Here is a 17,445-nt window from a genome sequence, read left to right on the forward strand (position 1 = left end):
CTCCTGATATAGGATCTTACGAAGTTTCCGTCTGCTTCACGGCGATGTCGGCGTCACGCCCTTCTTCACTCAGTGCCTTAATCATGCAGTAGGCCATGACCAGCAAGGCCAGCGAGAAGGGAAAGGCGGCGGCAATGGCGGCCGTTTGCAGTGCCTCGAGGCCTCCCGCCAGCAACAGCACGGCGGAAGTGGCACCAAGCCCCAGGCCCCAGATGACACGGTAAAGCTGCGGAGGATGCGGGTTGCCCTTGGCCAGGATGGTGCAGATGACCAGCGTGCCCGAATCGGCGGACGTCACGAACCAGGTCACGATCATCACCGTCGCCATGCCGATCATGAAGGTGGTGGCCCACGGCACGTCCAAGGCAGTAATGGTCTGGAACAGAACCTTGGTCACGTCCGTGTTTGCGACCGCGGCAAGATCAACGCCACCGAACAGCTGCAGATGCAGCGCCGTGCCACCGAAGATGACGATCCAGACCCCGGCGCCCAAGGTGGCAGCCAACATTCCACCGAGCAGTACTTCACGAAGGGTGCGTCCGCGCGATATGCGAGCGATGAAAATACCGACATACGGGCCCCAGGAGAGCCACCAGCCCCAATAGAACAGCGTCCACCAGCCCTGCCACTGGCTTTCGGGATCTGAATTCGTCCAGAAGCCCATGCTCACGACGTTGGACAGATAATCCCCCACGCTGTTGGTGAAGGTCGCCAGCAGGAAGATGGTCGGCCCGGCCAGGATAAAGAAGGCGAACAGGATCATGCTGAGATAGATGTTCCATTCACTGAGCAGCCGAATGCCTTTCTTGAGCCCGGAGACGGCCGAGAGGGTCGCCATCACGGTGACGCCCAGCACCAGCAGGACCTGATTGGTGCTGCTGATTTCCATGCCGAACAGACTATTCAGCCCCGCATTCATCTGCGAGACCCCGAGCCCCAGGGTGGTGGCGGTACCGAACAGCGTGGCGAAGATGGCCAGCAGGTCGATGGCATGGCCGATCGGCCCGTGAATGCGCTCGCCAAGCAGAGGGTAGAAAGCCGAGCGGATGGTTAATGGCAGTCCTTTGCGATAGGCGAAATAGGCCAGGATGGCGCCGACCAGAATATAGATCGCCCAGCCGTGCAGTCCCCAGTGGAAGATAGTGATGCTAAGGGCCGTCTGAGCCGCTTCCATGGAGTAGGGCTCAACGCCGCTCATGGCGATGAACGGGTTGCCCTGCAGGTGGTTCAATGGCTCGGCGATGCTCCAGAACAGCAGCCCTGTCCCCACCGCGGCGCTGAACAACATGGCGAACCAGGTGAAGTTGGAGAACTCAGGACGCTCATCATCGTTCCCCAGACGTAACTTGCCATAGGGGCTGAAAATGATCCCGATGGTGACGATCAGCACCACATTCACCGTCAGAATGTAATACCAGCCGAGTTCCTGTTCGATGAACTGCTTCACGCCCTGATAAATGCTGTTGGCCAGTGCTGGCTGCAGCACGGTGAAGAGGACGAAGGCGACCACCATCGCTATCGAGGCGATCGCCATGGTCCTGTCCACGCCGGCAAACACACCGCGCCTTGGGGTGGCCTGTCGAGAGTCTGGCATGGGGAGTCTCTCCCTATAGTTGTCTTGTAGTTGTGGCTGTGCCTGAAGGGCATACGAGCCTAGCGACGCATCAAGCCATGCACCTAAGGGCTGTCATGGCTCGAAAACATTTTGGTATGCCATAATACAATACGCAAGCACTTATTCGCTCTCGATCCTTACTCCCCCCACAAAGAATAAAAATATTCTTAACTATCAATAATTTAAAAAGAAGTTTCATAAGAACTCCCGCTCCCATCGTTGGCTTGTCACCAGGCAAGCGTTGCCAGATTTTGATTTCGGTATTATGGTATGCCAAGATGCTTGAGACAGTGACCGCCACCTGAACGGGGCAGAACAACGGAGACGACGATGGGTTTTGAAATCCGCAAGATCGCGACCTACCGCGAGACGACCTACATCGAGGGGGGCAAGCAGGGAGAGCGCCCAGTGACCATGCTTGGCGTGGCAGCGGTGATCGCCAACCCCTGGCATGGCCGCGGCTTTGTCGAGGACTTGGCTCCGGAAATCCGCAGTGGCTGCTCTGCGCTTGGCCAGCAGCTCGTCGAGCTGGTACTGAAGGAGATCGATGGCGATGCCATCGAGGCGTATGGCAAGGCAGCGGTAGTCGGCGCCGATGGTGAGATCGAACACGCCTCGGCCATCATTCACACCCTGCGCTTCGGCAACCACTATCGCGATGCCGTGGGTGCGAAGAGCTACCTGAGCTTCACCAACAAGCGTGGCGGGCCGGGCAGCTCAATTCAGATCCCCATGATGCACAAGCATGACGAGGGCTTCCGCTCGCACTACGTCACCCTGGAAATGCGCATCGAAGACGCCCCACGCCATGACGAGATCCTCGTCGCTCTGGGTGCCGCCGATGGCGGTCGTCTGCACCCGCGTATCGGCAACCGCTACCAGGACCTGCAAGAACTTGCCGACGAGGCCGAGCAGGCCGGCACCAACGACTGAGCATCGAGGAGGCAGCATGGAGCTCACCAAGGCGCGCAAGACTCCCGATGGCACCCGTTTCTGGCGCCAGGGCCAGGGCTCACCAGTCGTCCTCATCCATGGCGTGGGCCTCGATGCCACCATGTGGCAGTTGCAAGTCGAGGCATTGGCACAACGCCATGAGGTCATCGTCTACGACATGCTCGGACATGGTGACAGTGCCCTGCCTCGGGAAGATGCCGAGTTGAATGATTACGCGGACCAATTGGCGACACTGCTCGACCATCTGGAACTCGAGCGTGTTGCCGTGGTGGGCTTCTCGATGGGCGGACTGGTGGCGCGCGCTTTTGCCCTGCGCCACCCCGAACGCCTGGCTGCGATGGCGGTACTGTCCAGCGTCTTCGATCGTGACGCGAATGAGCGCTCAGGGGTCCGTCAACGCCTGGCCCAGACCCGAGAGCGGGGCCCCGCAGCCAATGTCGGCGAGGCATTGAAGCGCTGGTTCAGCCCGGCCTTCCATCGGGCCCATCCCGAACGGATCGCCGAGATCCATGAGATCGTCAGAAACAACCATCCTCAAGGGTATTACCGCAGCTATGCCCTGTTCGGAACTGAGGATCGCTTCGGTACCGAGCGTCTGCAGACGATCCGTGTGCCGGCCCTGGTCGCCACCGGCGAGCTGGATCCGGGGTCCACGCCTCGCATGGCGCGCGCCCTGGCAGAACACCTTCCCAATGCCGAGGTGCATATCTTCCCCGGCCAGCGGCATATGGTGCCCATGGAGGACCATGAAGCCGTCAACGCCGTGCTGCTGCGCTTTCTTGCCAAGGCATTGGCCCACGCCCCATCCAAGGAGGCACTCCAATGAGTCTTGATACGCTATCCATGTACATCGATGGAGAATGGGTCTCTGCCCGTTCCGGCACTACCTTCGACAGTTACGACCCCGCGACCGGCAAGGCCTGGTGTCGCGCGCCGGATGCCGGCATCGACGATGTCGATGACGCCGTACGGGCCGCACAGCGAGCTTTCGAGGCATCCGCCTGGGCCGGATTGACGGCCACCGCACGCGGCAAGCTGCTGTACCGGCTCGGCGAGTTGATTGTCGAGCACGGCGAGGAACTCGCCCAGTTGGAGAGCCGCGATAACGGCAAACTGATTCGCGAAACGCGCGGTCAGGTCGGCTACCTTCCCGAGTTCTTCTTTTACAACGCCGGTCTGGCTGACAAGGTCGTCGGCGAAACCCTGCCGCTGGACAAAACGGACATGTTCGGTGCCACCGTGCGGGTTCCGCTCGGCGTGGTGGCCGCCATCGTGCCATGGAACAGTCCACTGTATCTGACCGCCATCAAGCTTGCCCCGGCGCTGGCGGCCGGCAACACGGTGGTCATCAAGCCTTCGGAGCATGCCTCGGCTAGCCTGATCATGCTGATGCGCCTGGTCGAGCAGGCCGGCTTCCCCCCCGGCGTGGTCAATCTGGTCACCGGCTTCGGTCCAACCTCGGGAGCGGCGCTCACCAGCCACCCACTGGTGCGCAAGATCGCCTTTACCGGCGGCGCCAATGCAGCCCGTCACGTCGTTCGCAGTAGCGCCGAGAACTTCGCCAAGCTGTCGCTGGAGCTGGGTGGGAAATCGCCCAATATCCTGTTCGAAGATGCCGACCTGGACAGTGCCATAAATGGCGTAGTGGCCGGGGTGTTTGCCGCCTCCGGGCAGAGCTGTGTGGCGGGATCGCGCCTGCTGGTTCAGCGCAGCATCTATGACGAGGTCATCGAGCGCCTTCGCGAGCGGGCGCGAACCATCCGCATCGGCGCCCCCTCGGATGCCGAAACCGAAATGGGGCCCATGGCGACCCAGGCCCAACTGGAGACCGTCGAGCGCATGGTCGCCCAGGCGCAAGCCGATGGCGCGCAACTAATCTACGGCGGCATGCGCCCCGACATTGCGGAAGGTTGGTATTACACCCCAACGATCCTGGCCTGCACGGCGCACGACATGCCCATCATGCAGGAAGAAGTGTTCGGTCCGGTGGTGGCGGCAATTCCCTTCGATGACGAGGCCGAAGCGCTGAGACTGGCCAATGACAGTCAGTTCGGTTTGGCCGCCGGTATCTGGACCCAGGATGTCGGGCGCGCTCATCGCCTGAGCCGCGACATTCGCGCCGGCATCCTATGGGTCAACACCTATCGCGCTGTCTCGGCCATGGCACCGATCGGCGGCTTCGGTGCCAGCGGCTACGGTCGCGAGGGCGGTATCAATGCCGTACACGATTACACCGAACTCAAGACCCTGTGGATCAACTTGTCCACCCAGCCCATGCCCGATCCCTTCATCATGCGTTGAGTACGGAGCGAACCATGATCGATACCCAACATTACAAGCAAGTTCTCGGCGCCTTCCCGACAGGCGTAACCATCGTTACGGCCCTCGACGAAGATGGCAGCTTGGTAGGGTTCACCGCCAGCGCCTTCTCGGCGGTTTCCATGGCCCCTCCCTTGATCCTGATCTGCCCGAGTCTGGGATCGGACTCCTATCCCGTCATCAAGCGAACTGGCCGTTTTGCCGTGCACATTCTCGGTCATGACCAGCAGGCCGTCGCCTACCGTTTCGCCGGCAAGGGGCGCGACAAGGTCGAGGGAATCGCCTGGCATCGCTCCGAGCATGGCAACGCCATTCTTGACGGCGCCACGGCCTACCTGGAATGCCGGCTGTGGGAAGATTACCCAGGTGGCGATCACGCCATCGTCGTTGGAGAGGTACAGACATTATGGCTCGGTGACGAAGACCTCGACCCTCTTCTGTACTGTCGGGGAAAGATGGACAAGTTGCCCGAGACCTTCCGATTTACAGCGGCGCCAGCCTGAAACACACCGCGAGGTATTTCCTGTGTCACAAGAACGTTTCGAGAGAGGCCTGGAGAAACGACGCCGTGTACTCGGCGCCGAGTATGTCGACCAGTCGATACGCAATGCCGACGATTTCACTCGGCCACTGCAGCAACTGGTCACCGAGTACTGCTGGGGTGAAGTGTGGCAGCGCCAAGGACTCAGTGACCGCGATCGTAGCGTGATAAACTTGGCCATGATCACCGCCCTGAACCGCCCCCACGAACTGCGCCTGCACGTCCGCGGAGCGATCAACAACGGTCTCAGCGTCGAGGAGATCCGCGAGATTCTGCTGCAAACAGCGGTCTACTGCGGGGTGCCGGCGGCCATCGATGCCTTCCGTAACGCTCGTGAGGTATTGAGCGAAATGGGCGAGCTATAGCCTGGGAGTCCGGCAATGGCGCGACTCTCTGGATCTGGAGATGTAACAATGCGAAGAGCGCTACGGGATGACAGCCTCAGGGTCACGCGAAATCAGCCTACCCTCCGCGAGATCGTGGTCGACAAGCTTCGCCAGGCCATCATGACCTTCCAGTTGTTGCCTGGCGACCGCTTGGTGGAACGCGATCTATGCGAACGCCTGGGGGTCAGTCGCACCTCGGTGCGCGAAGCCTTGCGCCAGCTCGAGGCCGAGGGTCTGGTGGAGCATTCTGGTACCCGTGGGCCGCGCGTCGCCGTGATCACGCTGGAGGACGCTCGCGATATCTACGAACTGCGCTGCATGCTGGAAAGCACGGTTGTTCAGCTGTTCACCCAGAAGGCCACTCGGCGCCAGATGGCGGAACTGGAGCACACCTGGGAGATCCTCAAGGAAACGCTTCGCGAAGGCGATACCAACGAGATCGTCGAGGCTGTCAGCGACTTCTATGGTGTGCTCTACGAAGGTGCGGGCAACCGTATCGCCGGCCAGATCCTCAGCCAACTGCAGGCACGCGTCAACTACTTGCGAGCGACGTCGGTATCCCAGAAAGAGCGTTCCCTCGACAGCTTCCGTGAAATGACGCGCATCGTGGAAGCGATCAAGGCACGAGATCCGGTCGCCGCTCATGAAGCATGCGTAGCGCACATCCAGGCGGCCGCCAAGGTCGCCCTGGCGGTTCTGGCGGCCAAGAGTGGCCAGTCACCGGAACCGATCACACCGCCTCTGCGCGTAGCTCCTCATTTGTAGCGAGGCACCATGCACCTCTATTGCTGCCGTTGCGGCCACCATCCCCTTGCCCGCGGTATCCCCGAAGACGATACCCATGAACGTCTTTACTGCGGTGCCTGTGGCTTTGTCTATTATGACAATCCCAAGGTGATTGCCGGAGCCATCATTGAACGCGAAGGGCGCCTGTTGCTATGTCAGCGAGGCATACCACCACGCGTGGGTACCTGGACCCTGCCGGCAGGCTTCATGGAGCGGGGAGAAAGTGTCGAGGAAGCGGCGCAACGCGAAGTGATGGAGGAAACCGGGATCCAGGCCGAGATACTGACCCCCTACTCGATCTTCAGCGTTCCGCCGACCAACGAACTCTATATCATCTACCGTGCACGTCTGCAGGAATGGAGTACCTCTCCAGGACACGAGACACTGGATGTGAAGTGGTTCCACCCGGAAGAGATTCCCTGGGAAGAGATCTTCTACCCCGCCATTCGCCAGATCCTGGAGCGCTATATCGACGAGCAAGCCGGTGGCGTCTACGGCATCTATAGCGGCAGTATGGAAAGCGGCGCCATCCACTTCATGCGCTAACGCTGCTCCACTAGGGCGGCGAGACGATCTCCACCACCTCCAGCTCGAAGCCCGCCAGGCCCTTGTAGTTCAAGGGAGCACCCATGAGCCGCAGCTTGCCGACACCGAGATCAGCGAGGATCTGCGAGCCGGTACCTGTGGAGGAATAGTGCCGGGGAGAGGGGCTGTCACTGCGCGGCTTGTTGAGCCGAGTGGCCCGCGACAGCAGGCTCTGCGACGATTCATGGCTGGCGAGTATGACGACCACGCCATGGCGCTCTGCCGCCACCGCTTCCAGGGACGACCATAACGACCACGCCCGGGGACCTTGATACTCGGCTCCCACCAGGTCGCGTAGCGGATCCATCACATGCACCCGCACCAACGTCGGCCTGTCGGCCTCCATCTCCCCCATGGCCAGAGCCAGATGCGCCTCACCGCTGATGGTGTCTTCGTAGGTATGCAGGGTGAACTCACCATGCACGGTCTGCAGGGGTTCCTGCCCCGTCGGCAGCACCGTCTTCTCGGTGGCCAGGCGATACTGGATCAGGTCGGCAATGGTGCCGATGCGCAATCCGTGTCGATGGGCGAAGGCCTCCAGTTCGGGACGCCGCGCCATGCTGCCGTCATCGTTCATGATCTCGACGATCACTGCCGCCGGTTCCAGCCCCGCCAGGCGCGCCAGATCGCATCCGGCCTCGGTGTGGCCGGCACGGCTCAGCACGCCACCGTCGTGGGCGCGCAACGGAAAGACATGGCCGGGTTGGACCAGAACCCGGGGCTGGGCGTTCGGTGCCACCGCCGCCTTCACCGTGGTCGCCCGATCCGCCGCGGAGATGCCGGTGGTCACACCCTCGCGTGCCTCGATGGAAACCGTAAAGGCGGTGGCGAAACCGGAACCGTTGTTCTCGACCATAGGCCACAGCCCCAACTGGTCGCAGCGCGCGCCACTGAGCGTCAGGCAGATCAGACCGCGGGCATGCGTCGCCATGAAATTGATGGCGTCAGGGGTGACGTGGCCAGCGGCCATGACGAGATCCCCCTCGTTCTCACGATCCTCATCGTCGAGCAGGATCACCATGCGCCCCTGGCGGATATCCTCGATGATGTCTTCGACTCGATCGAATGCCATAACGGTTCCGGTCCACTTGGTAGGTATTGATAGGTGGTGAGCATAGGACTCGCCATCATTTTGGCATACCATAATACAAACAGTCACTACCTACCGGAGGATCTCATGCCCAAAGGCTACTGGATCGCCAATATCACCGTATCTGACCCGCGGGCCTATGCTGCTTATCAGGCTCTGGCCCCGGAAGCCTTCACTCGCTTTGGCGCCAAGTTTCTGGCTCGTGGGGGGCTATCTACTGCCATGGAAGGGCGCGGCACTCCTCAGCGGAGCGTCATCATCGAGTTTCCCAGTTACCAGCAGGCACTCGATTGCTATCACTCCGAGGAGTATCAGAAGGCCAGGTCCGCGCGGGAGGGTGCTGCAGAAGTGGATATCCTTATCCTGGAAGGAGCATGAACCTCGGTATAGACACAGGTCGTTCCAGTACAGCACCTGTTCATTTATGCAAGGTTCATTGTCATTTCTGGGTGATTTCAGTTCGTTTTCGTACAGCATAGCCTGAGGGCATGCACCGTAGCCAACGAACCGGAGCCCTGTAATGCATAGTCCCCACCCACATGCCCTGATCGTGTTCTGCCACCCCGAGCCCCACTCCTTCAATGGCGCCCTGAAAGATGTCGCCGTCGAAACCTTGCAGCGCCAGGGTTATAGCGTCGAGGTCTCGGACCTCTACGCCGAAGGCTTCGACCCGGTGGAGGGAGCAACGCACTATACCGAGCGCGCCGAGCCCGACACCTTCCTGCCGCTCACCGAGCAGCGCCATGCCTATGATCGAGGCAACCTGCCCGGCGACGTGCAGCGCGAGATCGAGCGGCTCGAACGCGCCGACCTGGTGATCCTGCAGTTCCCGCTGTGGTGGCACGCCCAGCCGGCGATGCTCAAGGGCTGGTTCGACCGGGTATTCGTCTACGGCGGGCTCTACTCCGGCCGGATGCGCTACGACCGCGGGCGCTTTCCGGAGAAGCGGGTGATGCTCTCGGTGACCACCGGCGCCCCGGCGCCGACCTTCACTCGCCACGGCCGCAGCGGCCATATCGTGGCGCTGCTGTGGCCGATCCACTATTCGCTCTACTACCTCGGCGTCAGCGTGCTGCCGCCCCAGGTCACCTACGGCGTTCAGGGCGGCGGGTTGAGCTACGAAGCGGAGTCGACATTCCGCCAGCGCCTGGAGGCCGAGAAGGCGGCCTGGGCGCAACGGCTGGAAGGACTCGACAATGAGGCGCCGATCTCCTTCGCCGGTTGGGACGACTGGGACGAGCAGGGCATGCTCAAGGCGGGGCATCCCGATATCTGGCAGCTGTGAGACGCCCCATGCCTTGCCGACTTCACGGCGCCATCCGCTCCAACAGTGGCTGAATGGCCACATGACGCGGCTCGCCATCGAAGTCGTCCTGAACCAGCTCCGCGGCGCGCCGCTCGAGGTAGCGCCCCGCACCGTCGACCTCGGCGATGCGCTGCATGTCGGCCAGTGCCTCGATCAGCTGCGGTGTCAGGCGGTCGAGCACCGGGCGGACCTCCTCGGCCAGGTCGGGCGGGTCGGCGAACGGCGGCCGGCCCTCCTGAAGCCACTGGTGGTGCAGCCGGCGCTGTATCTGCTTGCTGGCGGAGAACTGCTTGTCGAAGAACGCCCGGGCAAAGGTTTCGTCGACGCCGACAGCCGCCGCATCCTCCTCTACCTGATCGAGTATCTGGGCCTCTCGCTCCGGGGCCTCGATGGCAGCGCCGGAATTCCATTTCGATTGCGCCACGATAGGCGCCACGTCGAGCCGCTCATCGATCAATTGCAGCATATGGTCGATAGCCAGCTTGTCCTCGTCGGGCGGCTCCGGCGGCTGGGTCTGGCAGCCAGCCAGGAGAAGAAGCACCACCATAGCCATGATCACGGGCAACGAGGCGAGGGTCCTTGTTCTGTAACGGCGCATCGAGGCAACTCTCTTTCGCAGGGGGTTCCGAGCCATTGTGGCAGGGAATGACGAAACCGGCCTCCCATCCATGCCCATTGACGGGGCCTCAGGCCGACTCGCGCAGGGACCATCCACCCGCCAGCGCTCGATAGAGCCCCACCAGTGCCGTCGCCGATCGCGTATGGCTGCGCGCCAGGCTGTCCTCCGCTTCCAGAAGCGAGCGTTCGGCGTCGATGACCTGCAGGAAGTCGATGACCCCGACATCGAAGCGAACCCGCGCCTGCCGGGCCGCCTCGGCGCTGGCCTCGGCGGCATCGATAAGGTGTTCGCGCTCGCGCAGCGCCTGTGCATAGCGCGCCAGGGCGGTCTCTGTCTCCTCCAGCGCCAGCAGGATGGTCTGTTCGTAGTGCGCCAGGTTGGCATCGGCGTCGGCATCGGCGGCGGCCATTCGCGCCCGCACCCGCTCCCGGTCAAGAAACGACCAATCGACACCGAGTGCCACCAGGCGTGTCTCGCTGTCGCGGCGGAACAGGTCGCCGGTACTGGCCGCCTGGGTGCCCAGTAGCCCGGTGAGGGTGAAGCGCGGGTAGAGGTCGGCAGTGGCAACACCGATGCGCGCACTGGCGACCTCGAGACGGCGCTCCGCGGCAGCGATATCGGGGCGTCGACGCAGCAGGTCCCCCGGCAGGCCGGTCGCCACCTGTACCGGCAACGCGGGCAAGGGGGTCGGCCGCTCCAGGGTGGCCACCAGTGCCCCGGGTTCCTTGCCGGTCAATACGGCGATGCGATGGACCCGGGCAGCCACCTCCCCTTCCAGGGCGGGTATACGTGACAGGGTATTCTCCAGCTGGGCCCTGGCGCGCACGCTGTCGAACTCGGTGCCTCGCCCCGCCTCCAGTCGCGCATTCACCAGCCTGAGCGACTCGCGCTGATTGTCGGCATTGGCTCGGGCCACCCGCAGCTGCTCCTGCAAGCCGCGCAGCTGGAAGTAATGGTCGACCAGTTCGCCGACCACCACCACCTGCAGGGCACGCAGGTCGGCGGCGCTGGCCTCGGCCTCGGCTCGCTGGGCCTCCACGCCACGTCGCACGCGGCCGAAGAAGTCCAGTTCCCAGAAGGCGCTCACCCCGGCATCGAAGCTCTCACTGTCGCGGTCGGTGCGTGACACGCCTGGCATCTGATCGGCGCTGAAGCGCTGGTGTGCGGCGCCGGCTTCGGCATTGACGCCGGGGCGCAGATCCTGGCGGCTCTGGCGTAGCAGAGCGCGGCTACGGTCATAGCGAGCCAGGCCGATCCGCAGGTCATGGTTGGCACCCAGGGCATCCTCCACCAACTGGGTCAACAGCGGGTCCTCGAAGCGCTGCCAGAATTCGACCTCGACCGGCTCGGCGGTGACAAGCCCCGGTTCGGCACGCGCCAGCGCCTGCGGTGCCGGCAGCTCCGGTGTGCGGTAGTCGGGACCCACCGCGCAGGCGGCCAGCACGAGAGTGAGCGGCAACAGCAGCAGGTTGCGCAGGGTCGGGTTATGCATGGGAGGAGCCCTCCGTGGACAGCGCTTCAAGGGGCTGGGCCTCCCCGCGCGACACCAGCTTGCGCAGGGCGACGTAGAACACCGGGGTCAGGAACAGGCCGAACAGGGTCACGCCGATCATGCCGGCGAATACCGCCGTGCCCAGCGCCTGGCGCACCTCGGCGCCGGCGCCGCCGGCCAGCATCAACGGCACCACTGCCGCGGTGAAGGTGATCGAGGTCATGATGATCGGCCGCAGGCGCAGGCGGCAGGCTTCCAGGGCCGCCTCGACGATGCCCCGGCCTTGCATCTCCAGCTCCCGGGCGAACTCGACGATCAGGATGGCGTTCTTGCACGCCAGGCCGATCAACACCACCAGGCCCACCTGGACGAAGATGTTGTTGTCGCCGCCGGTCAGCTTCACCCCGATCAGCGCCGAGAGCATGCACATCGGCACGATCAGGATCACCGCCAGCGGCAGCGTCCAGCTCTCGTAGAGCGCGGCCAGCGCCAGGAACACCAGCAGGATGGCGAGCGGGAACACCACCAGCGCCGCCCCGCCCTGGTTGACCTGCTGGTAGCTCAGGTCGGTCCACTCGAAGGACATGCCCGCCGGCAGCACTGCCGGGGCGAGCTGCTCGACCACCTCGATCGCCTGGCTCGACGACAGCATCCGTGGGTCGGCCTCGCCCATCAGGTCCGCCGCCGGGTAGCCGTTGTAACGGATCACCGGGTCGGGGCCGAAGGTCTGGTCGACCCGGATCATGCTGCCGATGGGCACCATCTCGCCGTAGGCGTTGCGGGTGCGCAGGCGCTCGATGTTCTCCACGTCCATGCGGTAGTCGCCGTCGGCCTGGGCCATCACCTGCCAGGTGCGACCGAAGCGGTTGAAGTCGTTGACGTAGACCGAGCCGAGGTAGACCTGCAACGTCTCGAACAGGTCGGTCAGCGCCACGCCCTGGGTCTTGGCCTTGACCCGGTCGACATGCAAGTCGAGCTGCGGCACGTTGGACTGGTAGGAGGTGATCGGGTAGCCCATGCCCGGTGCCTGCATCAGCGCGCCGCTGAAGCCATCGACGGCCTGCTGCAGTTCGCCGTAGCCCAGCCCGGCGCGATCCTGGATGAACAGCGAGAAGCCCGACCCCGAGCCGATGCCGAGGATGGCCGGCGGGGTGAAGGCGAAGCTGAACGCCTCCTGCAGGGTACCGAGCTTGCCATTGAGTTCGGCGACGATCTCATCGGCGCTGCGCGAGCGCGATTCGAACGGATCGAGGCCGAAGAACACCGTGCCGGTGTTGGGCGTGTTGGTGAACTGCAGCGGATTGAGCCCGGGGAAGGCCACCGCCGAACTCACGCCTTCGGTTTCCAGCGCCAGGTCGGTCATGCGCCGAATCACCGCCTCGGTGCGGTCGAGGGAAGCGCCTTCCGGCAGCTTGGCCCCGCCAATCAGGTACATCTTGTCCTGGGTGGGGATGAACCCGCCCGGCACCATCTGGAACATCACGCCGGTGCCCGCCAGCAACAGCGCATAGACGGCGAACACCGCGCCGCGCCGGCGCAGGCTGCGCGCCACACCGCCCTGGTAGCCCTTGGAGCTGGCATTGAAGAAGCGGTTGAAGGGGCGGAACAGCCAGCCGAACAGGAAGTCGATCAGCCGTGACAGCCGATCCTTTGGCGCATCGTGGGGCTTGAGCAGCAGCGCGGCGAGCGCCGGCGACAGCGTCAGCGAGTTGATTGCCGAGATCACCGTGGAGATGGCGATGGTCACCGCGAACTGGCGATAGAACTGGCCGGTGACGCCTTCGAGGAAGGCCATCGGCACGAATACCGCGCATAGCACCACCGAGATGGCAATGATCGGCCCGCTCACCTCGCGCATGGCCTGGTGAGCCGCCGCCAGCGGGGCGAGCCCCTCCTCGATGTTGCGCTCGACGTTCTCCACCACCACGATGGCGTCGTCGACCACGATGCCGATGGCCAGCACCAGGCCGAACAGGGTCAGGGTATTGATCGAGAAACCCAGCAGGTGGAGCACGGCGAAGGTGCCGACGATCGACACCGGTACCGCCAGCAGCGGAATCACCGAGGCGCGCCAGGTCTGCAGGAACAGCGTCACCACCAGTACCACCAGCAGCACCGCCTCGAGCAGGGTCTTGATCACCGACTTGATCGAGTCGCGCACGAACACCGTGGGGTCGTAGACGATGGTGTGCTCCACGCCCTCGGGGAAACGCGCCGACAACTCGTCCATCTTCTCGCGCACCGCATCGGAGAGTGCGATGGCGTTGGAGCCGGGGGCCTGGAAGATACCGATGGCCACCGCCTGCTGGTTGTCGAGCAGCGCACGCAGCGAATACTCGGCGGCGCCGAGCTCGATACGTGCCACGTCCGAAAGGTAGGTGATCTGGCCATCGCTGCCGGCCCTGACCACGATGTCGCCAAACTCTTCCTCGGTGGTCAGGCGCCCCTGGGCATTGATCGAGATGAGGAAGTCCGATGTGGTCGGTGTCGGCGGCGCACCGAGCTGGCCGGCCGAGACCTGCACGTTCTGCTCGCGGATCGCGGCGATGATGTCGCCGGCGGTGAGCCCGCGGGCGGCGGCACGGTCAGGGTCGATCCATACCCGCATGGCGTAGTCCCCGGCGCCGAACAGCATCGCCTGGCCCACCCCGGGCAGCCGCGCCAGCTCGTCACGCACGTGCAGCGCCGCGTAGTTGCGCAGGTAAGTGCTGTCGTAGCGTCCGTCGGGCGATATCAGCTGCGGCACCATGGTCAGGTCGGGCGACTGCTTGTCGGTGGTCACACCCTGGCGGCGCACCGCTTCGGGCAGCCTCGCCAGCGCCTGGCTGACCCGGTTCTGTACCTGGACCTGGGCCTCGTCGGGGTCGGTACCGGGGCGGAAGGTCAGCGTCATCGCCAGCACCCCGTCGGAGCCGGCCACCGACTTCATGTACATCAGGTTCTCGACCCCGGTGATCGCCTCCTCCAGTGGCGTAGCCACCGTGTCGGCAATCTCGCTGGGGTTGGCACCGGGATAGATGGCGCGCACCTGCACCGTCGGCGGCACCACGTCGGGGTATTCGCTGACCGGCAACAGCGGGATGGTGATGGCGCCGGCAATGAAAATCAGGATCGACAGCACCGCGGCAAAGATCGGCCGGTCGACGAAGAACTTGGCGAAATTCATGACAAGACTCCCTCCCGGGGCGGGCAAGTCGCCCGTCCCAAACATGTCATTCAGGGGATTATGGTTATTGCTGGAGTCGTGAAGGCTCAGCGCATGGCGGCGTACTCACCGGCTGTCGCGCCCGAGCCGCGCATGTCCACGCTCTCTGCCGCCACGGGCATGCCCGGGAAGAAGATCCGCTGGGCACCGCTCACCACCACTTGGTCCGTCGGCTCGAGCCCCGCTGTCACTACCCGCAGGCCGTCGATCATGCGGCCGAGCTGCACGTCGCGACGCATGGCCCGACCCTCGCCGTCGACCACGTAGACATACTTGCGATCCTGGTCGGTGAGCACCGCCTTGTCGTCGATCAGCAGGCTGTTCTCGGCACTTCCCGCCAGCAGTTGAACGCGTGCATACATGCCCGGGGCGAAGCGCCCCTCGCTGTTCTCAAGCACGGCACGGGTCAGGATGGTGCCGGCCTCGGCATCGAGGTGGTTGTCGACGAAGTCGACCTCACCGCGGTAGGGGTAGCCCTCGTCATTGGCCAGGCCGACGCGTACCGGGAAGCTCGATCCGCGAAAGTTCTCGCGTTCGCCGTTGCGCGACATGGCCTCATAGCGCAGATAGGCCCGCTCGTCGCTGTGGAAATGCACGTGGACCCGATCCAGGGCAACGATGCGGGTCAACGGCGTGGCCTCGGAAACGAGGTTGCCCGGTGTGACCATCGCCCGCCCTGTACGCCCGCCGATGGGGGCGCGGACCTCGGTGAACTCCATGTTGAGCCTGGCCGTCTCGGCGCTGGCCTGGGCGGCCAGGATGTCGGCCTCCGCCGTGGCGGCCGCAGAGCGCCGCTGGTCCAGCTCCTCGCGCGAGATCGAACGACTCTGCGCCAGCGCCTCGGCCCGGGCGGCCTCGCTGCGTGCCAGTTCGGCCCGGGCTCGGGCCCGCTGCAATTCGGCCTCGGCCCGCTCCAGCTCGGCGCGATAAGGGCGCGGGTCGATGGTGAACAGTACGTCCCCCTTCTCGACCTCCTGGCCTTCGGTGTAGTGGATGCTATCGATGTAGCCCGATACGCGGGGTCGCAGGTCGACCGTTTCCACCGCCTCGATTCGGCCGGTGAATTCGTCCCACAGCTCCACGTTCTCGACCAGCACCTGGGCCACGCTGACCTGGGGCGGCGGCGGCCCCTGCTCGGCGCCGTCCTGGGTATCGGCCTGGCTTTCGCACCCCGTCAGCATGAAGAGTCCGGCGACCATGGCGATAACCATGAGCGTTTGCCGACTCCCTCGACTCCCGAACATCTTGTGGACGTTCATTGTTTCTTTTCTCCCAATACCAAGTAGCAGTTTGCATGTCGTGTAACCGCGACCGGCAGGCTTTCGCCAAGATTCCGTTTTTCTTAACTCTTTTATCTGACGTTATTAATATCGTTCGACGGCGTAATTAATCGACAACGAAAAATTTTCCGAACGCCACGATATAGTGTTACCGGTCACTTGATTAGTCGGGCCGACAGGGAAATACTGTCCCGTTGACGGGACAGTCACCGTGCAGCCGTTCTCGTCTTTCTTCCCGCAGTGTTTCCCCTGACATTGCATGCACGGCACAGGACAATGACCATGCTGCAGGACCTCAACGACGCCCTGATCTTTGCCAAGGTCGTCGAACAGGGCAGCTTCAGCGCCGCTGCCAAGCAACTTCGTCTCGGAAAGACGACGGTCAGTCGCAAGGTACAGGACCTGGAGCGACGCCTCGGTGCCCGGCTGCTCAACCGCACCACGCGTAACCTGAGCCTGACCGAGGCTGGCGCCATCTACTTCGACTACTGCAACCGCATCTCCCGCGACTTGGGCGAGGCGGAAAAGGCCGTGCACCACCTCGAGGAGAGCCCCCGCGGCTGGCTGCGGGTTACCGCGCCCTTCACCATGTGCACCGAGTTCACCTCGGTACTGATACGGGATTTCCGCCAACTGCATCCCCAGGTGCGCATCGAACTGGTGCTCTCCAACGAGCGCCTCGACCTGGTCGCCAACCAGATCGACGTGGCACTGCGGGTCGGCCCCCTACCGGACTCCAGCCTGGTGGCACGCCCCCTGGCCCGCTTCCGCTCGTTCGTCTATGCCAGCGAAACCTACCTCGCTCGACATGGCGAACCTCGCACGCCATCGGACCTGGCCTCTCACCCGGTGCTGGCCAAGGCCATGGACCAACGCGGCCAACGCTACGTCTGGCAGTTGCACAACAGCGCGAGCCAGGAGTCCGTCGAGGTCGACGTCGACCCGGTGGCCATCGCCAACGATCCCTTTGCCCTGCGTGGACTGCTGGAAGATGGGCAAGGCATCATGCTGGCCAACGAGTTCGTCGTCTGTCTCAGCGCGGAGACCACGCGCCCACGGCGCATCCTGGAAGGCTGGGAGGGCCCTGTGGTCGAAATGCACGCCGTCTTTCCCGGCGGCAGCCTGGTCTCGCCCAAGGTGCGGACCTTCGTCGACTTCGTCGTCGAGCGCATGCGGATCGAGAGCCTGTCGGCGCCCGAGCTATGGCAGCCAGCAGCCCCCGCCGCTATTGCCGAGGCACTCGACGAGCCCGCGTGACGCCCCGGCC

General features: G+C 63.7%; 16 protein-coding genes. 10 read left to right on the plus strand and 6 right to left on the minus strand.

Features of this window, described 5'->3' with window-relative positions; genetic code table 11:
• Positions 1-16 precede the first annotated feature (16 nt).
• Positions 17-1,594, minus strand: coding sequence for a BCCT family transporter (locus LY622_RS19420; RefSeq protein WP_234292381.1), 1,578 nt, complete (start codon positions 1,592-1,594; stop codon positions 17-19).
• A gap of 351 nt (positions 1,595-1,945) precedes the next feature.
• Between LY622_RS19420 and LY622_RS19425 the strand changes: the two genes are divergently transcribed.
• The 7 genes from LY622_RS19425 to LY622_RS19455 are packed head-to-tail and all read left to right on the plus strand — an operon-like array spanning position 1,946 to position 7,147.
• A complete protein-coding gene (locus tag LY622_RS19425) occupies positions 1,946-2,548 on the plus strand; it encodes an amino acid synthesis family protein (RefSeq protein ID WP_234292382.1) in 603 nt (200 codons plus the stop codon).
• A 16-nt stretch (positions 2,549-2,564) separates the two neighbouring features.
• The gene (locus LY622_RS19430; protein WP_234292383.1) at positions 2,565-3,395 is read left to right on the plus strand and encodes an alpha/beta fold hydrolase; all 831 of its coding nucleotides are present in this window, start codon (positions 2,565-2,567) and stop codon (positions 3,393-3,395) included.
• Positions 3,392-4,870: an aldehyde dehydrogenase gene (locus LY622_RS19435; protein WP_234292384.1), complete on the plus strand. Its 1,479-nt coding sequence runs from the start codon at positions 3,392-3,394 to the stop codon at positions 4,868-4,870. Before LY622_RS19430 ends, LY622_RS19435 begins: the two co-directional genes overlap by 4 nt.
• A 14-nt stretch (positions 4,871-4,884) precedes the next feature.
• Positions 4,885-5,391, plus strand: a complete 507-nt coding sequence (locus LY622_RS19440; RefSeq protein ID WP_234292385.1) for a flavin reductase family protein — start codon at positions 4,885-4,887, stop codon at positions 5,389-5,391.
• A 22-nt stretch (positions 5,392-5,413) separates the two neighbouring features.
• Entirely contained in the window at positions 5,414-5,794 is a 381-nt protein-coding gene (gene pcaC / locus LY622_RS19445) for a 4-carboxymuconolactone decarboxylase (protein ID WP_234292386.1), read from the plus strand.
• A 48-nt stretch (positions 5,795-5,842) separates the two neighbouring features.
• Entirely contained in the window at positions 5,843-6,580 is a 738-nt protein-coding gene (locus LY622_RS19450) for a GntR family transcriptional regulator (protein WP_234292387.1), read from the plus strand.
• Positions 6,581-6,589: 9 nt separating this feature from the next.
• Positions 6,590-7,147, plus strand: coding sequence for an NUDIX hydrolase (locus tag LY622_RS19455; RefSeq protein WP_234292388.1), 558 nt, complete (start codon positions 6,590-6,592; stop codon positions 7,145-7,147).
• Between the two features lie 10 nt (positions 7,148-7,157).
• On the opposite strand, the gene ribBA is transcribed toward LY622_RS19455, so the two are convergent.
• Positions 7,158-8,258 carry a bifunctional 3,4-dihydroxy-2-butanone-4-phosphate synthase/GTP cyclohydrolase II gene (gene ribBA, locus LY622_RS19460; RefSeq protein WP_234292389.1) on the minus strand — a complete coding sequence of 367 codons (1,101 nt, stop codon included), beginning with the start codon at positions 8,256-8,258 and terminating at the stop codon, positions 7,158-7,160.
• 105 nt (positions 8,259-8,363) lie between these two features.
• Here ribBA and LY622_RS19465 point away from each other — a divergent pair, with 105 nt between their 5' ends.
• A complete protein-coding gene (locus LY622_RS19465; RefSeq protein ID WP_234292390.1) occupies positions 8,364-8,654 on the plus strand; it encodes a DUF1330 domain-containing protein in 291 nt (96 codons plus the stop codon).
• 142 nt (positions 8,655-8,796) lie between these two features.
• Entirely contained in the window at positions 8,797-9,561 is a 765-nt protein-coding gene (locus LY622_RS19470) for an NAD(P)H-dependent oxidoreductase (RefSeq protein WP_234292391.1), read from the plus strand.
• A 22-nt stretch (positions 9,562-9,583) separates the two neighbouring features.
• Here LY622_RS19470 and aroQ read toward each other — a convergent pair whose 3' ends face one another.
• From aroQ to LY622_RS19490, 4 genes are all read right to left on the minus strand, one after another.
• Positions 9,584-10,180, minus strand: a complete 597-nt coding sequence (aroQ, locus tag LY622_RS19475) for a gamma subclass chorismate mutase AroQ (RefSeq protein ID WP_234292392.1) — start codon at positions 10,178-10,180, stop codon at positions 9,584-9,586.
• Positions 10,181-10,268: 88 nt separating this feature from the next.
• Entirely contained in the window at positions 10,269-11,693 is a 1,425-nt protein-coding gene (locus LY622_RS19480) for an efflux transporter outer membrane subunit (RefSeq protein ID WP_234292393.1), read from the minus strand.
• On the minus strand, positions 11,686-14,859 hold the full coding sequence (locus tag LY622_RS19485) for an efflux RND transporter permease subunit (protein ID WP_234292394.1): 3,174 nt from the start codon (positions 14,857-14,859) through the stop codon (positions 11,686-11,688). Before LY622_RS19485 ends, LY622_RS19480 begins: the two co-directional genes overlap by 8 nt.
• 86 nt (positions 14,860-14,945) lie before the next feature.
• Complete coding sequence (locus LY622_RS19490) at positions 14,946-16,079, minus strand: efflux RND transporter periplasmic adaptor subunit (protein WP_439649604.1); 1,134 nt, start codon at positions 16,077-16,079, stop codon at positions 14,946-14,948.
• Positions 16,080-16,460: 381 nt separating this feature from the next.
• Here LY622_RS19490 and LY622_RS19495 point away from each other — a divergent pair, with 381 nt between their 5' ends.
• Entirely contained in the window at positions 16,461-17,435 is a 975-nt protein-coding gene (locus tag LY622_RS19495) for a LysR family transcriptional regulator (protein ID WP_234292396.1), read from the plus strand.
• Positions 17,436-17,445: the final 10 nt, after the last annotated feature.

This window comes from Halomonas alkalisoli (assembly GCF_021412585.1).
Taxonomy (GTDB): domain Bacteria; phylum Pseudomonadota; class Gammaproteobacteria; order Pseudomonadales; family Halomonadaceae; genus Halomonas; species Halomonas alkalisoli.